The following is a 17,237-nucleotide window of genomic DNA, read 5'->3' as shown; positions in this document are numbered from 1 at the left end:
GAGGCGATGATCATCCGGCAGGCAACGCAGGCAGACATTCCCGCGCTGGTGACCCTGCGCATGGCGCTGTTTTGCGAGGTGGGGGAGCTGAGCGAGCCGTTGGCCGATCTGCCGCTGTGGCAGGCCACCACCACCTATTTCAGCACGGCGCAGGCCGAGGAGAGTGCCCGCTCCTGGGTGGCGGAGGTGGATGGCGAGGTGGTGGCGAGCGCAACCCTGGCGCTCTTCGTGCGCCCGCCCTATCCCGGCAATCTGACGGGGAGGGAGGGCTATCTGCTCAACATGTATACCCTGCCTGCCCATCGCCGGCAGGGACTGGCCGGTGCCCTGCTGGACCAGATGGCGGACTATGCGAGGGGGCAGCAGCTGGGCCGGGTCTGGCTCCATGCCAGCGAAGAGGGGCGGCCCCTCTACGAGCGGATGGGGTTTGTGAGCAACCCCGCCTATCTGGAGTGGCAACCCGGGTGATCCCGCTTGCCGCCCTGCCCGTATCACGCCTGCCAACGGGATACGGGCGCTGCGAACCTCTCCCTGGCTGCGGCAAAATCTCGGCCAAATTCTGATCGAGTCACCATGCTCAACTATGATCAGCCTCAACAGGCTCGTGCCGGTTCACCTTGACGCCGAGTCTTGTGCCCGTTCCCACCTTGTCAGGTCATTACAGAGGTATGACACCCATGTTCAACAACAAGCTGAAGGCGCAACTGCAGGCCTGCCAGGCACAGCTCGCCGAATCACAGGGCTTCGTGGAGGCGGTCAAGGCCGGGATCGCGACCATCATCTTCACCCCGGATGGCGAGATCCTGGAGGCCAATCAGCCATTTCTGAGCCTGATGGGTTACAGCGCCATGGAGCTGCAGGGTCAGCACCACCGGATGTTTTGCAGCCAGGAGCTGGCCCGCTCCGCCGAGTACCAGCAGTTCTGGGCCCAGCTCAAGCAGGGCAGGGTCAAGTCCGGCATCTTCTCGCGCCGCAACAAGCGGGGCGAGGTGGTCTGGCTGGAGGCCAGCTACTTCCCGGTAAAGTCGCAGGGCAGGGTGACCCAGGTGATCAAGATCGCCAGCGACGTTACCGCCGAGCATCAGCAGCTGCTTAACCAGGAGGCGGTCTCCAAGGCGCTCGAACGCTCGCTGGCGATGATCGAGTTCACCCCGAGCGGCGACATCCTCTCGGCCAACGCCAACTTCCTGAGTTGCGTCGGCTACACCCTGAACGAGCTCAAGGGGCGCAATCACCGCATCCTGTGCGATGACGCCTTCTATGAGGAGAACCCCCGCTTCTGGGAAGAGCTGGCTCAGGGGCAATTCAAGTCCGGGCTCTTCCTGCGGCGCAACAGCCATGGCGAGGCGATCTGGCTGGAGGCCACCTACAACCCCATTCGCGACGAGAGCGGCAAGGTGAGCCGGGTCATCAAGTTTGCCAGCGACATTACTGATCGTGTCACCAAGAGCCATGCGGTGCGCGATGCCACCCAGGTGGCTCACGCCACGGCGCAGGAGACCCTGCGCTGTGCCGAACAGGGGGCTGAGTTGCTGCGCTCCGTGGTGGAGACCTCGTCGCTCATCAGCGAGCAGGTGGACAAGACCATCCTGCTCATCAACCAGCTCAACGAGCAGTCCAGAAGCATCGAGGCCATCGTCTCCACCATCAGCAGCATTGCCGATCAGACCAATCTGCTGGCCCTCAATGCGGCCATCGAGGCGGCCCGCGCCGGGGATCAGGGGCGTGGTTTCGCGGTGGTGGCCGACGAGGTGCGCCAGCTGGCGGCTCGCACGTCGCTCTCCACCGACGAGATAGCCAAGGTGGTGCAGAAGAACCGCGAGCTGACTGCCAGGGTGACCGACGACATGGCCAGGGTGGCCGGCAGCGCCGAGCTCGGCAAGCAGCAGATCGACAAGGTCAACGAGGTGATGGTGGAGATCCGGCAGGAGGCCAACAACGTCTCGGCAACCGTCTCCAGCCTCTCCATCTAGTCAGCTGGCGGCCCTCTCTTCATGCGGGCCGCCTTGACCACTATTTCAACGACCTGCACGCAATATGAGCAGTCGAAATCTCAATCTGAACCCCTGCTGTATCGCTCCCTGCTTGTGAATTGCCCGTCGGCGGCGGCCTGTTTAGGCTTGCCGCCTCATTATTTCTGGAGCAGATAAAGACGATGGCAACGAGAAGAGAGGGCAGGGCGCTGGCGCTGCTGGCAGGTGTGGTGGCAAGCGTGGGACTGAGCGGCTGCATGGGGCAGATGGGGCTCTCCTCCATGGTGACCAAGGGCAACCTCAGCGTGGTGGACAACCGTTACGGCCGGGCCGGGGTCTTCATCCTGCTCTCGCCGGTCTACGGTCTGGCGGCCACCGCGGATCTCTTCGTGTTCAACACCATCGAATTCTGGTCGGGCAAGAACCCCATCACCGGCAAGTCGCCGGCGCTGGTGGATCAGAAGCTCGACGCCCTGATCAAGGTCAACCAGCACCTGGATCCCTCCCTCAACAAGGTGCCGCTGGCCCTGCTGCCACAAGGGGTACGCGAGGTGGAGGTAAGCTACCCGGACGAGCGCACCGCCCAGATGGAGGTGCACTACCTGGACGGGCGCAGCAGCCTGATGCGCGGCGAGAAGCGCGGCGAGCTGCTGGACATCTACTTCGACGGCCGGCTGGTGTCGACCCTGACGCCGGCCCAGCTGGAGGAGAAAGCACGGACCGGTAGCGCCGAGGTATAAATTCATCTGAATCCAGATCTATTCCTCTCTGGATAAGGTATACCTAGTCAGCAGGCAAAATCGCCAAGATGACCAGGGATACAGGCTATGACGGTGAATGGATTGCGGTTGGCAGAGTTGATTGGTTCCCTCAGTCATGCGCTCGACATGACTGAGGGTCAACCAAGAGGGCACTGTATTCGCTGTTGCTGGATAGGTTCCCGTCTGGCCGAACGGTTGGCGCTGGATGCTCGACAGCGTCATGACCTCTATTACATGCTGCTGCTTAAGGATCTGGGGTGTAGCAGCAATGCGGCCCGTATCTGCGAACTCTATCTCACCGACGATCTTCACTTCAAACGCGACTTCAAGCTGGTGGATGGCTCTCTCTCCGAGGTGGTGAACTTCGTGCTGGGCCACACCGGCCTGCAGGCGGATCTGCTTGGGCGTTTTCGCAGCCTGTTTCACATCTTTCGCAACGGCGATCAGATAGCCAACGAGCTGATCCAGACCCGTTGCCATCGGGGGGCAGACATCGCTCGTCAACTGCGTTTCAGTGAAGAGGTCGCCGCCGGCATCCTCTCTCTGGATGAGCACTGGAACGGCAAAGGTCGGCCGTTGCAACTGGCCGGTGACGCGATTCCACTCTTCTCTCGCATAGCGCTGCTCTGCCAGGTGGTGGATGTGTTTCACGCTACTGCTGGCCCGGATGCAGCCCTCAAAGAGCTGCGCGAGCGCAGCGGCAGCTGGTTTGATCCTCAATTGGTTAGCGAATTTGAAGCCTTGGCGGATGGTGACTTCTGGCAAGGACTGGCGGATCCCAGGTTGGCTGAGTGGGTGTTCGTTCACCCGGCCGGGCAGGGGGAAGTCGCTCTGGATGAAGACTATCTGGACGAGATCGCCGCGGCATTCGGTCAGGTGGTGGACTCCAAAAGTCCCTACACCGCCGGTCATAGCGGCCGAGTGGCACTCTATACCGACATTCTTGCCACTCAGATGGGGTTGTCCGAACAGAGACGACGCTGGCTCAAGCGCGGTGCTCTGCTCCATGACGTGGGCAAGCTGGGGGTGAGCAATGCCATTCTCGACAAACCGGGCAAACTTGATGCGCAGGAGTGGGCCGCCGTGCAGATGCATGCCGCCTATACCGAGGAGATCCTGAGTCGCATAGGTGCGTTTGAAGAGCTGGCGCAAGTGGCGGGTGCCCACCATGAGCGCCTCGATGGCAAGGGTTACCCTAAAGGATTGAAAGGGGACGAGATAGCCTTGGAAACCCGCATCATCACCACGGCCGACATTTTTGATGCCATCACTGCCAAACGTCCCTATCGCGGCGCCATCCCGGTGCCCCAGGCGCTGGAGATGATGGCCGAGAATCTGGGGACGGCCATTGATCCGGATTGCTTTGCCGCTCTGCGGGCGGGGATCCAGGATTTTTCCCTCTATCTCCCGCTCGAGCAACCGCTGGCAAGCGCCAGTTAATATTTGCGCCATATCGGGCTGCAGTCATTTGTCATTGGCCTGAGACGACAACGCCCCGCTTTGCGGGGCGTTTTGCTATGGGCGACTCTGGCTGCGGGGTGGATGCAACACCAGGCCCAGCAGCCGGCGCAGGTGGGTGAGCTGTTCGGTGAGCTGCAGGTTGAGCCACAGATAGCCGCTGATGGCGGCCTCGCCGCCGGCGTCGATCCGCACTCTACCGGCCGCCTCCTGCAAACGGCTGATGGCCAGCTCCGAGCCCTGCAGCTCGCCGCTCTTGAGCATCAGCGCCAGCTCTCTCATCAGCGCCTCGGTCGCCTGCTGGCAGGCGCGCAGTTCCGGGGTGCTCTGCATCAGGAAGTGGCTCTGGCGATCGCGCCAGTAGGTGTTGGCCAGCATCTCCAGGGTGCAGAGGGTGTTGCGCATGGTGGTCTGGATCGCCTCGAACAGGGCGCTGCCAAGGCGGGTCTCCTTGACCGCCGGGGTCAGTAGGGGGCGCAGGCTCACCATCTTGGAGAGCAATCTGGCGTGGCTGTGGGCGAGGCGTGGTCGCTCCAGCACGTTGGGGGAGAGGTGGGTGTGATAGAGCCGCTGGGCCTGCTGCAGGGTGTCGTGCATCTGCAGCCGCCAGTGGCTGTAGGCGCGCTGGGGATAGATGCTGCAAAACAGCAGTGCCAGCAATGAACCCAGGATCACGTCGGCACTGCGCCACAGGGCGGTCTCGATGTCGCCGGGCATGGCCCCCATGGTGACGCCGAGGGTGATGCCGATGAGCAGCCCCACGTAGGGACGCTTGCCGAGCGCCAGATAGCCGCACAGGAACATGATGCAGCCGCACCACAGCAGCATCAGCGGCAGGGAGTAGAGCTCGAGATAGAGCGCCACCACCCCGCAGCTGGCGCCGAAGATGGTGCCGACCACCCGCTGCAGGGCACGCGACAGCACATTGCCCCAGAACGAGATGGGGCCCATCACCACCACCAAGGTGATGAGGGGCCAGGTGCTTTCCGGCAGCTTGAGCTCGCGGGTCAGCAGAAAGGTGAGCATGAAGGCGAGCGCGATGCGCAGGCCATGGACGATGCGGTAGTGACCGTAGATCAGCAGATCGAGTCGGGAGAGGGGGGCATTCAGGCGCAAGGGACAAGCCTCGGATTCATGGGGGCAGCCACCCCGCCACGCCCGGCGGGGTGGAGACCGGTATCAGGCCACTCGTCCCTGGAGTGGGTGGATCCAGACCCGCTCGCCGACCGCGATGGCCGGCTGGGCGGGGACGATTTCAATCAGGCAGTTGGCATCACTCATGGAGCTGAGGATGCCGGAGCCCTGCGGCCCTGTGGTGCGTACCCGCAGCACGCCGCTGGCGTCCTGATGGAAGATGCCGCGCAGGAACTCGGTGCGCCCGGGTCGGCTCTTCATCTGCTGCTCGGCCAGGGCTGAGAGGCGCAGCGGCTGCCACACCCGGCCCTGCAGGCGGGCGATGGCGGGCTCGACGAATTGCAGGAAGCAGATCATGGCGGCCACCGGGTTGCCGGGCAGGCCGAAGAAGGGAGTCTGCCCCAGCTGGCCGAAGGCGAGCGGTCGACCCGGCCGCATCTGGATGCGCCAGAAGGCTATCTGGCCAAGCTCGGCCAGCACCTGCTTGATGAAGTCGGCATTGCCCACCGACACCCCGCCCGAGCTCAGCACCAGGTCGGCGTCGGCCGCGGCCTGTGCCAGCTGCTGGCGCAGGATGGCGGGATCATCGGGGATGATGCCAAGGTCCATCACCTCGCAGCCGGCCCCGGCGATGAGCGCCATCAGGGTGAAGCGGTTGCTGTCGAAGATGTGGCCGGGGGCGAGCGTCTCGCCCGGTGCCTGCACCTCGTCGCCGGTGCTGAACAGCGCCACCTTGAGCGGCGCGCGTACCGTCAGGGTTGCCTGCCCCAGAGAAGCCGCCAGCCCGAGCTGAGGGGCGCCGAGGCGGGTGCCGGCCGCGATGGCGACTGCGCCCAGCGCCAGATCTTCGCCGGCCTGGCGCACGTTCTGCCCCGCCTTGACGGGGGCGCTGACGCTGACCCATTCACCGTCAAGCCGGGTCTCTTCGCGCATCACCACGGTGTCGACACCGGGGGGGAGCGGGGCGCCTGTCATGATCTGCACCGCCTGCCCGGCCAGCACCGGCTCGCTGCGCGGCTGACCCGCCAGCACTTCCCCCACCAGCTGCCAGCGCCCGGCGGCGAGATCGTCGCTGCGCAGGCCAATGCCGTCCATCGCCGAGTTGGCGTGGGGCGGCACATTGATGGGGCTCACCAGGTCGCTTGCCAGCACGGCGCCATGGCAGCGGGCGAGCGGCAGGTCGCGGCAGGCGGTGGCTGGGGTGAGGGCATCGAGAATGGCGTTGCGGGCAGCCTCGACCGACAGAAAGCCGTTGCCAGCCTCCTGCTCCCGCGTCTGACTCTCCTTGAGCCAGTGGCAGACGAAGTCGGCGATGGCCTCCAGATCATTGATATCGAGCCGGGGCAGGGCGGTCTGCTGGGGTTGATCGCTGGCCAGGGCGATGATGTTGCGATCAATCGGGAACAGCAGCGGCTTGCCGATGGCGGCGCGGTGCAGCTCGATTTTCGGGAAGTGCTCGTGCTTGAACCCTTCCACCAGCAGCAGGTCGAGGCTGCGCTGATCGAAGCTGGCCAGCAGCTCGCGAAAATCGGCCTCACCCAGATCGGTCTCGATGATGCGGGCGTGACGGCGGCGGGAGGCCACCATCATCTGGCTGGCGCCGGCCTGGCGCAGGCGGTGGCTGTCTTTGCCCGGCTGGTCGATGTCAAAGTCGTGGTGGGCGTGCTTGAGCACCCCGAGGCGCAGACCGCGGCTCACCAGCAAAGGGATGAGCTGCTCGAGCAGGGTGGTCTTGCCGGTGCCGCTCCAGGCGGCAAAGCCGAGCAGGGGCAGGGTGGGGGCCGGGGTCATGAGGTGGCTCCTTGTCCGGTCGCGGCGTCTGGCAGGCGCGCCTCGTAGGCGGCCAGCTCGTCCGGGCTGTTGAGATTGATGAAGGCATCCGGCTGGTCGGCAAAGCTCACCACCGCCATATTGTGACGGGCAAACCAGATATCGATTTTGCGCTCTCCTTCGGCCAGCGCGGCGGACAGGGAGGGGAGCAGGGATTTGTGCAGCAGGGCCACCACGGGTTGCAGCCAGTCGCCGTCATGGGCCACCACCAGCTCGGTCGCCGGGGTGAGTGCGGCGCGAAAGCGCGCCATCAGATCGCGGGGCAGGGCGGGGCCGTCGCAGGGCACGAACAGCACCCAGTCGTGGCGGGCGGCACCAAGGCCGGCCTGCATGCCCGCCAGCGGGCCGAGATAGTCGGGGTTGTCGTCGCCGATGACCGGGGCCAGTGCCTGGTAGCGGGCCTGGCTGCGGTTGGCGTTGATAAGGATCTCGTCCACCTGGGGCCTCAGTCGGTCAAGCACATGGTCGATAAGAGGGCGGCCCGCCAACTCGACCCAGCCCTTGTCGGCGCCTCCCATGCGGGTGGCGCGGCCGCCGGCCAGTACCACGGCGGAGACGGGAAAGCGGTCAGTACGAGGTTCGCTGTGTGAGGTCATGTCGCTCGATGATTTTCAAAGGAGTGGGTTCGTGCAGCCGGCCCCGGGCGAGGGTCCATTGCCGCTCGCACAGGTCGGTCAGATCGTTGCTCTGGTGGCTGATGATGACCAGGCCGCTGCCCTGTTCCCGCAGATCTTGCGCCATGGCGGCCATCAGGGCAACCGAATGTGCATCCAGATTGGCGGTGGGTTCGTCCATCAGCAGAAAGGCGGGCTGCAGCGCCCAGGCGCGGGCCATGGCCAGCCGCTGGCGCTCACCGCCAGACAAAATGCTGATGTGCTCGCGCGCCAGGCTCTCCAGTTCGACCCGGCGCAGCGCCTCGAACACCCGCACCTCGTCGGCGGCGCGATGGCCGAGGGCCCAGGCCACGTTGTCGTGCACGCTGCGATCAAACAGGTAGGGGGTCTGGTGCAGGTAGGTGACCCGGCCCGGCCCCGGATCGCGCTTGAGCCACTGGCCGAGCTTGCCGCGCCAGCCAGAGGGGAGGTTGGTGTGGCCCCGGGTCGGGGTGAGCAGGCCGGCCAGGATCTTGAGCAATGTTGTCTTGCCCACCCCGTTGGCGCCGCGCAGCCAGACGGCGTCGCCGGCCGCGATGGAGAGCTGCTCAATCTGGAACAGGTCGCGCTCGCCAAAGCGCATCATCAGCTGGTGGGCGGTCAGGGCCATGGCGTACTCCGATGGATGGACGGTGGGGGCATGGTCACTTCTTCACATAACCGTGACCGCGACAGCGGTGGGGTCAGCAGCATTTGGTTATGGATAATAGTGCGCTGTGCCATGGTCAGTTCTTCAAGTAGCTGTGACCACGGCACGCGGTCAGCAACAGGTTGAGCAGCAGCGCCAGACTCAGCAAGACGATGCCAAGGGCCACCCCCTGGGTGAAGGCCCCTTTCTGGGTCTCCAGCGCGATGGCGGTGGGAATGTTGCGGGTGAAGTGCAAAATGTTGCCCCCCACCATCATGGAGCAGCCCACCTCGGTGACTATGCGGCTGAAGGCGCCGATCACCGCCGCCAGCAGGCCGAAGCGGCACTCGCGCATCAGCCCGAGCAGCGCCCTCGGCCAGGAGAGCCCCAGGGTGCGGGCGGTCTCCCAGGCGCGCCGGTCGCTCTGCACGAATGCCGCGTGGGCCATGGTGGCGATGACCGGAAAAGCGATCAGCATCTGCCCCACCACCATGGCCTGCTGGGTGAACAGCATCTTCCAGTCACCGAAGGGGCCGGCCCGCGACAGCAGCATGTAGAGCAAGAGGCCAATCACCACGGTCGGCACCGACTGCAGGGTATTGATGCAGGAGAGCCAGAGCCAGCGCGCCGGAATAGGCAGATAGGCCAGCGCGAAGCCGAGCAGCAGGGCCGGCAGCAGCACCAGCCCGAGCGCCAGGCCCGACACCGAGAAGGAGACCCCCACCACCTGCCACAGTTCGGCGTCGCCGCTGAACAGCAGCGAAAGGGCCGCCAGTGTGGTCTCGATCAGGGTCGGCACCGGGCGCCTCCGTCACTCAAGGTGGCGAGGGGCGCCAGGGGCAGGTCGAGCAGGGTCGGCCGTGGCATCACTGCGGCTTGGCGTCGGCCACGAACAGCGGCTGGCCGGCCACCTTGAAGTCACCGATAAGCTGCTGGCCATGCTGGGAGACCAGCCAGTTCTTCAGGGTGCGCGCCCCTTCGGTGTTGAGATCCGGGTAGCGCTTGGGGTTGACCAGGATCACCTGATAGGTGTTGAACAACCGCTTGTCACCCTCCAGCAGCACGGCGAGATCCAGCTTGCTCTGGTAGGCGAGCCAGGTACCGCGGTCGGTCAGGGTGTAGGCACCCAGCTCCGAAGCCATGGTCAGGGTCGGCCCCATGCCCTGGCCGATAGACTTATAGCCGGCGAACTCGGGCTTGACGTCGGCCGCCTGCCACAGGGTCTTCTCCTTGATGTGGGTGCCGGACTCGTCCCCGCGGGAGATAAAGGTCTGTCCCTTGTCCTTGATGGCCTCCAGCGCCTTGGCGGCGTCGTGCAGCTTGCCAAGACCGGCCGGGTCTTTCGCCGGGCCGACGATGACGAAGTCGTTGTACATCAGGTGCTCCGGCTCGATGCCAAAGCCCGCCTCGACGAAGGCCTTCTCGGCAGAGGGGGCGTGGGTCATCACCAGATCCGCGTCGCCGTTCTCGCCCATCTTCAGGCTCTGGCCGGTACCGGCCGCCATCACCTGCACCGGATAGCCGGTCTCCTTGGTGAACTGGGGCAGCAGCCAGCCCAGCAGGCCGGACTGTTCGGTGCTGGTGGTGGTGGCGAGGCGGATGGGCGCCCTGGTCTCGGCATGGCTGGCGGCGCTCCAGAGCGGCAGGCTGAGCAGCAGGGCGGAGGAGAGGGCAAGGGCGAGGCGTTTGCGCACTGTGGCTGTGATCATGATGTCAGGGTACCCGGTGATGGAGAGAGGGCAGGACTAAGCAAGCAGGGTGCCAAGCTGACCACATGCCCTGTTTGGCACGGTTTTTAATGTGAAAACAGTTGGTTAAGCACCCTAATTGCGTGATGGCACCGTCGCTTTTAATAAACGGAGTTGGCACTTGGGGCCGGTTAGCGACAAAATGTCCCACAGTTTATAAGGTCGGTGGGACAATCCCGGAACCTTGTCGAATCTGAGGTACTTTTTTCATGACTGCACCCGCCAGCCGCTGGTCCGCCCTCTCCTTGCTCATCGTCGACGATGAACCCGGCATGCGCAGCTTTCTCGCCAAGGCGCTGGCCCGCCGCTTCGCCCAGATAGAGACGGCCGCCAGCGTGGAGGAGGCTGAAGCCCTGCGTTGTCGCCTGCATTTTGATCTCATCATTGCCGACATCCGCCTGCCGGGGCGCTCCGGCATCGAGTGGCACGAGGCCATCGATCCCGCCACCCGGCGCAGCGACATCATCTTCATGACCGGTTTTGGCGACATGGAGACCGCCCTCAAGGCGCTGCGGCTCGGTGCCAGCGACTTCATTCTCAAACCCTTCAACCTGGATCAAATGGTGCAGGCGGTGGACCGGGTCATCGAGCGCCGCCAGATGGAGCGGGAGAACCTGCTGCTGCGCCGGGAGGTGAGCAAGCTGTTCCCGCCCACCCTGATCGGCGACAGCGCCAGGACCCGCGAGCTCAAGACGCTGATCGCCCGGGTCGCCCCCTCCAACGCCGCCGTGCTGGTGGAGGGAGAGTCCGGCACCGGCAAGGAGCTGGTGGCCCGCGCCCTGCACCAGCTCTCCGGCCGGATGGGGGCCTTCGTGCCCCTCAACTGCGCCTCCATCGCCCCCGAGCTTTTAGAGAGCGAGCTGTTCGGCCACGTGCAGGGGGCCTTTACCGGTGCCCGCAAGGGGCGCGACGGCCTGTTTCGGGTCGCCCATCAGGGCACCCTGTTTCTGGACGAGATCGGCGAGATGCCGCTCGCCATGCAGGCCTCCCTGCTGCGGGCGCTGGAGCAGAAGGCCATCCGCCCGGTCGGGGCCGAGCGGGAGCTTTCGGTGGACGTGCGCATCGTCGCCGCCACCAACCGCAACCTGAAGGCGGAGGTGGAGGCGGGCCGGTTTCGCGAAGATCTCTTCTATCGTCTCAACGTAGTGGCGCTGCCGGTGGCTCCCCTGCGTGAGCGGATCGACGACATCCCCGCCCTGGTGCACCACTTCACCCGCCAGCTCACCGCCGAGATGGGCATGGGCGCCCTGCACTGGACCCATGAAGATGTAGTAGCCATGCAGGCCTACCCCTGGCCCGGCAACGTGCGCGAGCTGCGCAACCTGATCGAGCGCTGCCTGCTGCTGGGCAAGCCGCCCGCCGAATATTGGCAGAGCGCCAAGCCGGCCGAGTCGGGACGGGGGGAGGAGGGCTATCCGCTGGAGTGGGCGCTGGCCGAGGTGGAGAAGGCCCACATCCTGCAGGTGGTGGCGAGCTTTGACGGCAACAAGTCGGCCGCCTCCCGGGTGCTCGGGGTGGCGCGCAAGACCCTGGAGCGCAAGTTTAAGGAGTGGGCCATCGAATGAGCCGGCTCACCCCTTGCCGCCGGAGTGAGTCATGAGGCTGGCGCTGCTCCCTGGGCTGCTCAGAACCAAGGTGCGCTGGCGCCTGCTGCTGCTCACCTCGGTGCCCATCATGCTGACCCTGGCCGGCATGATAGGGCTTACCCTCTACTGGACCCTCACCTACAGCTGGCAGAACCTGCTCACCACGGTGCGCAGCGACCTGGGCGTGGCCCACCACGCGGTGAGCGTGCAGCAGCAGCGCCAGGCCGAGCACCTCGAGCACCTGCGCGATGCCTGGGCCTTCCAGCAGCAGCTGCGTGAATCCCCCGCCCGCTTGCGCCAGTGGGTGATGCCGCTCGCCGCCAACTACGGTCTCGACTTTTTGCGCCTGCGCAGCGGCAGCGAGCTGGATCAGCTGCCAGAGCAGGATCGCGCGGCCCTCGCCGCCGGGCGCAGCGTCAGCCACTTCGTGGTCTGGTCGCGGGAGCAGCTGCTGGCGCTCTCGCCGGCGCTGGCCAGCCGCGCCGTACTGGACAAAGAGCTGGAGCCGGGCGCTGGGCAGGAGACTCGTGGTCTGATCAGCCTCTCGCTGACCCCGGTGATGGGGCGGGATGGCAGCCTCTGGGGCGTGCTGGAGGGGGGGGAGCTTATCAACGGCAGCACCCGGCTGGTGGACGAGCTCAAGGGTCAGGTGTTCGCCAAGAACACCCTGCCGGCCGGCAGCATCGGCAGCGTCACCCTGTTTCTCGGCGATCTGCGGGTGAGCACCAACGTGCCCGCCAGCAGCAGCCAGCAGCTGGGGCGGGCGGTGGGCACCCGGGCCTCGGCGCCGGTGCGCGAACAGGTGCTGGGCCGCGGCGAGCCCTGGATTGACCGCGCCTTCGTGCACGACGCCTGGTATGTGTCGGGCTATGAGCCGCTGCTGGGCGCCAATGGTGAGCGCATCGGCATGCTCTACGTCGGCTTTCTCGAGTGGCCCATTGTTCGCACCTACCTCACCAATCTGCTGGAGCTGGGCTCCGGCGTGGTGTTGCTGTTGCTGCTCTCGGGTCTGCTGGTCTATCGCGGCGCGCGGGACTTGTTCACTCCCATCGAGCGGATGCACAAGGTGGTGCGCCAGGTGCAGGCGGGTCGGCCGGCCCGCATCGGCGAGCTCTACCTCGACCCCGATCACGAGCTGGCCCAGCTCGGCCGCCAGTTCGACGCCATGCTGGACAGGCAGGCGGCGCACCGCCAGCAGCTGGCCCGCAGCGCCGACGAGCTGGAGCAGAAGGTGGCCGAGCGCACCCAGAGCCTCGAGCAGAAGACCGCCGAGCTAGAGCACCACATCCATATGCTGACCCAGGCCCGTCAGCAGTTGCTCATCAGCGAGAAGCTGGCGGCCCTCGGCGAGCTCTGCGCCGGGGTGGCCCACGAGATCAACAACCCGCTCGCGGTGATCCTCGGCAACGTGGAGCTGATGAAGCTGGAGCTGGGGGAGGCGGCCGCGCCGGTGAGCGAAGAGCTGGCGCTGGTGCTGGCCCAGATCGAGCGCATTCGCGCCATCACCCGCAGCCTGCTGCAATACTCCCGCCCTGGCGACTACGAGACGGCGCCGGTGTGGCAGCACCTCACCCCCATCATCGAGGAGAGCCTCACTCTGGTGCGCTCCGCCCTGCGTCAGCAGCAGGTGAACCTGGTGGCCGATCTCAGGGCGCAGCAGCCCATCGAGGCGGATCGCCAGCAGCTGCTGCAGGTGCTGATCAACCTCTTGGTCAACGCCAGCCATGCGCTGGGGGAGCAGGGGGAGATCCGGGTCGAGAGCCGTGACTGGCTGGATGACGCCGGGGCCCTGCAGGGGGCCGAGGTGCGAGTCATCGACAACGGCAGCGGCATCGAGGCGGCTATCATCGACAAGATCTTTGACCCCTTCTTCACCACCCGCGCCACCGGCACCGGGCTGGGGCTGGCCCTGAGTCACCGCATCATCAGCCGCTGGGGCGGGGAGCTGTTAGTAGATTCCACCCCGGGGCAGGGCAGCTGCTTTACCATCCGATTGCGCAGCCACGCCCGGCTGGCCAGCGGTGGCGAGCCAGCCCAGCTGGAAGGGTGGCGCATCGCCCTCAACGCCGAGGGGCGTGAGGCAAGCGTCGAGCCCCAGTCATGACGACATCATAAAAAGCCCGCCGAACTTGAAGGGCGCGCATTGCCCTTAAGGGGGAGGGGGGACTGTCGCAATTCAGAGTGAGGCACAAAAAAGCCCGCCAATAAGTGGCGGGCTTTTTTACGGGCGAGTGAGGGGATACTTACTGCGGACTCCACACCAGCTTGCCGCTCTGGGTCAGGTCATAGCCGCCGAGGCGGGCCGCCAGCTCGCGCCCCTCGGGGGATTGCAGCCAGCCGATCAGCTGTTGCAGCAGGGTGCGAAAGAAGACCCCCTGCGGCATCACCAGATCGAAGCACTCCTGAGACAGCGGTACGAAGTCGAGGCCGAACTCGGTGGCGGTGCTCTGGGCGCCGGGCCCGACGTCCGCATCGCCGCGGCTGATGGCGGCGGCCAGCTCCCGCTCGCTGTTGACCTCGAGGGTGCGCTCCAGCCGGGTCAGCGACTCCCCCTGGGTTTGCAGCCACTCCTGCAGGGCGCGCTGGCTGCCGGCCCCCTCCTGGCGCATGGCCCAGCGCCAGTCAAGCGCCTCTTTCGCCTCTTTGGGTTGCAGCCCCTGGCGCAGCACCAGCCCCTGTACCCGGCGAAATCCATGTACGATCACCCATTGCCGGTGGCCCTGATACTGCTGCACCAGCGCCGGGTGGCGCAGGTGGGCCTCCTCGGCCTGGCCCCAGTGGATGGCGCACAGATCCACGTGGCCGCGCGCCAGCATCGCCAGTCCCTGACGAGTGCCGCACGGGGTGTAACCCACCAGCGCCTGAGTGCCGAGCTGCTGGGCCAAGCGGCTGCTGGCGTAGTGGAGCAGCACGTCGTCCGAGCCCGCCAACAGCAGCCGGTCGTTCATCACCCCCTCGTGGCAGCTGCCGAGCAGCCAGCGATCGAGCAGGGAGCGCGGAAACAGCCACTTGCCGGTCGCCTTGGTGGCGGGGATGCGCGCCTCGTTGGCGAGCTGGTAGACCTTCTTCTCGTTGAGATCGAGGTACTCCGCCACCTGCTTCACGTTCATAAACTCGTTCATGGCTTGTTCCTGACCTCTGTGGTGGCGTGGTCGAGATACAGCGCGATCTGCTGGGTACTCATCAACTCGTTCATTGCCTAGTCCCGCATCCCGCGCCCGGCCGAACCGGGCGCCAGCACCGGCGGTTTCTCGTCCAGCACCAGCTGGTCGTGGCCGCTAAAGACTTCGAAGTGGCGCCCCTTGGCGCGGGCAATCATGGTGATGCCGAGCTGGCGGGCCAGATCCAGCCCCATCTGGGTGACGCCGGAGCGCGACAGCAGCACCGGAATGCCCATCTGCGCCACCTTGATCACCATCTCCGAGGTGAGCCGCCCTGTGGTGTAGAAGATCTTGTCGTGGCCGCTCTCGCCGCGCATCCAGAGCTCGCCTGCCAGGGTATCCACCGCATTGTGGCGCCCTACGTCCTCGACAAAGGAGAGGATTTCGCTGCCGCGACAGATGGCGCAGCCATGCACGGCACCGGCCATCTTGTAGGTTTCGTTATGGGCCGACAGCGCTTTCAGCAGGGCGTAGAGGGTGCTCTGTTTAAGCTCGGGCGCCGCCAATACCACCCCTTCAAGCTTCTTCATCACGCTGCCATACATGGTGCCCTGACCGCAGCCGGAGGTGACGGTCTTCTTCTCCAAGGATTTGTCGAGATCGGCGGCCTGCTGGCTGCTCACCACGGCGGCGGCCTCGCTCTCCCAGTCGACGATCACCGACTCGATGGCCGAAATATCCTCGATAAAGCCCTGATTTTTGAGATAACCCAGTACCAGCGCCTCGGGGCGGGCCCCCAGCGTCATCAGGGTTACTATCTCCTTCCAGTTGAGGTAGACCGTCAGTGGCCGCTCACAGGCGATTTGGCGGGTTTGCAGCGTGCCCTGCTCATCCATCACCTCGACGGCTATGGTGAGCTGGGCGGCGGCATTGCTTTTGATAAAGGTCGGTGTCATGGGCCCCTCGCGACCGGTTGCCTTGATCTAAGGGGAGGGATATAGCAAGTTTTGTTCCATATTCATGTAGATATGAGCATAGAAAATGTCGGTGCCAAACAGTATTGATGCAGTGGGCGAAAGCTGGACATTATTTTGAATGTCATTAGTTTATTTGTTTGTTAGCATGATGGTAGTGTCATATTAATGATGTGCTTTTAAATGATATGGTGGTCTTATTTTAGGGGGATCGATTGATAACATTGATTTTTGGTGCTGGTGCAAGTTATGGTTCTGGTAGAACCATTCCATATAATCCTCCATTAGGAAATTATCTTTTTGACAATCTGGTGTCTTTAAACAGAGCATTTGCCGCATTACCACAAGATATTAAAGATGTTTTTATTGAGCGTGGCTTTGAAGAAGGCATGGCATACATAGCCAACGACAGCAGAAAGATAAATCCATTGCAAAAAGAAATTGCATGCTATCTTTCTAAATTTAAAATAACACCAGAGAATGCATATGCGAGACTTTTCAATAAGCTTCGTAGATATATGAGTGAGATTAATATTGTTACATTAAATTATGACACATTAATTGAGCAGGCTTTGGGGTTGACTGGTTATCCATCGGATTATAACTGCTCAGGTCAAGGGGTTAACGTATTAAAGCCTCATGGTTCATCAAACTTTCTACCTAGAATTCCAAACGGTTGTAGTTTTAGTGGTAATACCATGATCGGTTGTGGAACCTTCTTTGAAGGTTTGCAAACCGATGCTGTATCTACACATGAGGAAGTTGTGAGCTGGTGTGGTGATCCTAGAAATAGTGATCTGAGTCCTGTGCTCTCTCTATACGAAAAAGGGAAACGGGTAGTAATTAACTCGGCATTAATTAATAAAGTTAAAGAAGATTATAAGGGTGTTATCTCGACATCAGACCTAATAGTTTTAGTCGGTATAAAATATATCGAGCATGATTCTCATATTTGGCAGCCATTAGAGGAGTCTCATGCTGATTTATTAGTTGTAGATCCTTACCCTCAAGACACAAATGAATGGTTAAACAGAATAAAGAAAGACAGTGCAGAGGTCATCTGTAATGGTTTTGAGGATTCAGTGTTGGCTATTGCAAGAACAGTGAAAAGATATGTGATTTAATATGAGATCTTGAATATTGGGCTGAATCATAGGTTGGCGCTGAACGAAGTGAAGCCCAACGTTTACCGCGAGCAATTTCCAAAGGCAATAATCGGATAATTCGGCCTTATTTGATTATTGCCATCCCTACTGATTAGGCGCTGGCGGATTGGTGTTACGCCGCATGTTGGACTTCGCTGCGCTCTGCACCAACCTAAGCCAGCGCCAACCCATATCCCGCACAACGCGCCAACCTGCATTAAAGCCCCCATCAAAGCCCCCATCAAC

15 protein-coding genes are annotated in these 17,237 nt (G+C 63.4%); 7 read left to right on the top strand and 8 right to left on the bottom strand.

Annotation, left to right across the window (positions count from 1 at the left end; translation table 11 throughout):
- Positions 1-6 precede the first annotated feature (6 nt).
- The 4 genes from I6L33_RS19995 (at position 7) to I6L33_RS19980 (ending at position 4,174) form a co-directional block, all read left to right on the top strand.
- Positions 7-468, top strand: coding sequence for a GNAT family N-acetyltransferase (locus I6L33_RS19995; RefSeq protein WP_017781951.1), 462 nt, complete (start codon positions 7-9; stop codon positions 466-468).
- 209 nt (positions 469-677) lie between these two features.
- The gene (locus tag I6L33_RS19990) at positions 678-1,973 is read left to right on the top strand and encodes a PAS domain-containing methyl-accepting chemotaxis protein (RefSeq protein WP_065016884.1); all 1,296 of its coding nucleotides are present in this window, start codon (positions 678-680) and stop codon (positions 1,971-1,973) included.
- A 119-nt stretch (positions 1,974-2,092) separates the two neighbouring features.
- The gene (locus I6L33_RS19985) at positions 2,093-2,713 is read left to right on the top strand and encodes a DUF3332 domain-containing protein (RefSeq protein WP_139398987.1); all 621 of its coding nucleotides are present in this window, start codon (positions 2,093-2,095) and stop codon (positions 2,711-2,713) included.
- 87 nt (positions 2,714-2,800) lie between these two features.
- Entirely contained in the window at positions 2,801-4,174 is a 1,374-nt protein-coding gene (locus tag I6L33_RS19980) for an HD-GYP domain-containing protein (protein ID WP_216973202.1), read from the top strand.
- 75 nt (positions 4,175-4,249) lie between these two features.
- On the opposite strand, the gene I6L33_RS19975 is transcribed toward I6L33_RS19980, so the two are convergent.
- The 6 genes from I6L33_RS19975 to I6L33_RS19950 all read right to left on the bottom strand — a co-directional run bounded on the left by I6L33_RS19975 (position 4,250) and on the right by I6L33_RS19950 (position 10,146).
- Entirely contained in the window at positions 4,250-5,308 is a 1,059-nt protein-coding gene (locus I6L33_RS19975) for an FUSC family protein (protein WP_216973201.1), read from the bottom strand.
- A 63-nt stretch (positions 5,309-5,371) separates the two neighbouring features.
- Complete coding sequence (locus tag I6L33_RS19970; protein WP_216973200.1) at positions 5,372-7,117, bottom strand: bifunctional molybdopterin-guanine dinucleotide biosynthesis adaptor protein MobB/molybdopterin molybdotransferase MoeA; 1,746 nt, start codon at positions 7,115-7,117, stop codon at positions 5,372-5,374.
- The gene (mobA, locus tag I6L33_RS19965) at positions 7,114-7,752 is read right to left on the bottom strand and encodes a molybdenum cofactor guanylyltransferase MobA (protein WP_216973199.1); all 639 of its coding nucleotides are present in this window, start codon (positions 7,750-7,752) and stop codon (positions 7,114-7,116) included. The genes I6L33_RS19970 and mobA overlap by 4 nt, the downstream gene beginning before the upstream one ends.
- On the bottom strand, positions 7,724-8,419 hold the full coding sequence (locus I6L33_RS19960) for an energy-coupling factor ABC transporter ATP-binding protein (RefSeq protein ID WP_017781957.1): 696 nt from the start codon (positions 8,417-8,419) through the stop codon (positions 7,724-7,726). The genes mobA and I6L33_RS19960 overlap by 29 nt, the downstream gene beginning before the upstream one ends.
- Positions 8,420-8,534: 115 nt before the next feature.
- Positions 8,535-9,236 (bottom strand): ABC transporter permease, encoded by a 702-nt coding sequence (locus tag I6L33_RS19955; RefSeq protein WP_005303218.1) that lies wholly within the window; start codon positions 9,234-9,236, stop codon positions 8,535-8,537.
- Positions 9,237-9,303: 67 nt separating this feature from the next.
- Positions 9,304-10,146, bottom strand: coding sequence for a substrate-binding domain-containing protein (locus I6L33_RS19950; protein ID WP_216973198.1), 843 nt, complete (start codon positions 10,144-10,146; stop codon positions 9,304-9,306).
- A gap of 248 nt (positions 10,147-10,394) precedes the next feature.
- Between I6L33_RS19950 and I6L33_RS19945 the strand changes: the two genes are divergently transcribed.
- On the top strand, positions 10,395-11,750 hold the full coding sequence (locus tag I6L33_RS19945; protein WP_010633286.1) for a sigma-54 dependent transcriptional regulator: 1,356 nt from the start codon (positions 10,395-10,397) through the stop codon (positions 11,748-11,750).
- Between the two features lie 31 nt (positions 11,751-11,781).
- Complete coding sequence (locus I6L33_RS19940) at positions 11,782-13,875, top strand: cache domain-containing protein (protein WP_216973197.1); 2,094 nt, start codon at positions 11,782-11,784, stop codon at positions 13,873-13,875.
- 139 nt (positions 13,876-14,014) lie between these two features.
- On the opposite strand, the gene I6L33_RS19935 is transcribed toward I6L33_RS19940, so the two are convergent.
- Positions 14,015-14,881 (bottom strand): helix-turn-helix transcriptional regulator, encoded by an 867-nt coding sequence (locus I6L33_RS19935; protein WP_025201348.1) that lies wholly within the window; start codon positions 14,879-14,881, stop codon positions 14,015-14,017.
- An 89-nt stretch (positions 14,882-14,970) separates the two neighbouring features.
- Complete coding sequence (locus I6L33_RS19930) at positions 14,971-15,828, bottom strand: formate dehydrogenase accessory sulfurtransferase FdhD (protein WP_216973196.1); 858 nt, start codon at positions 15,826-15,828, stop codon at positions 14,971-14,973.
- Positions 15,829-16,061: 233 nt separating this feature from the next.
- Between I6L33_RS19930 and I6L33_RS19925 the strand changes: the two genes are divergently transcribed.
- The gene (locus I6L33_RS19925; RefSeq protein ID WP_081050928.1) at positions 16,062-16,970 is read left to right on the top strand and encodes a hypothetical protein; all 909 of its coding nucleotides are present in this window, start codon (positions 16,062-16,064) and stop codon (positions 16,968-16,970) included.
- The last annotated feature ends 267 nt before the right edge of the window (positions 16,971-17,237 follow it).

It is taken from the genome of Aeromonas sp. FDAARGOS 1403 (assembly GCF_019047325.1).
Classification (GTDB): domain Bacteria; phylum Pseudomonadota; class Gammaproteobacteria; order Enterobacterales; family Aeromonadaceae; genus Aeromonas; species Aeromonas dhakensis.
The sequence above is the reverse complement of the archived record's forward strand: the minus strand, read 5'-3'. Positions and strand labels throughout refer to the sequence as shown.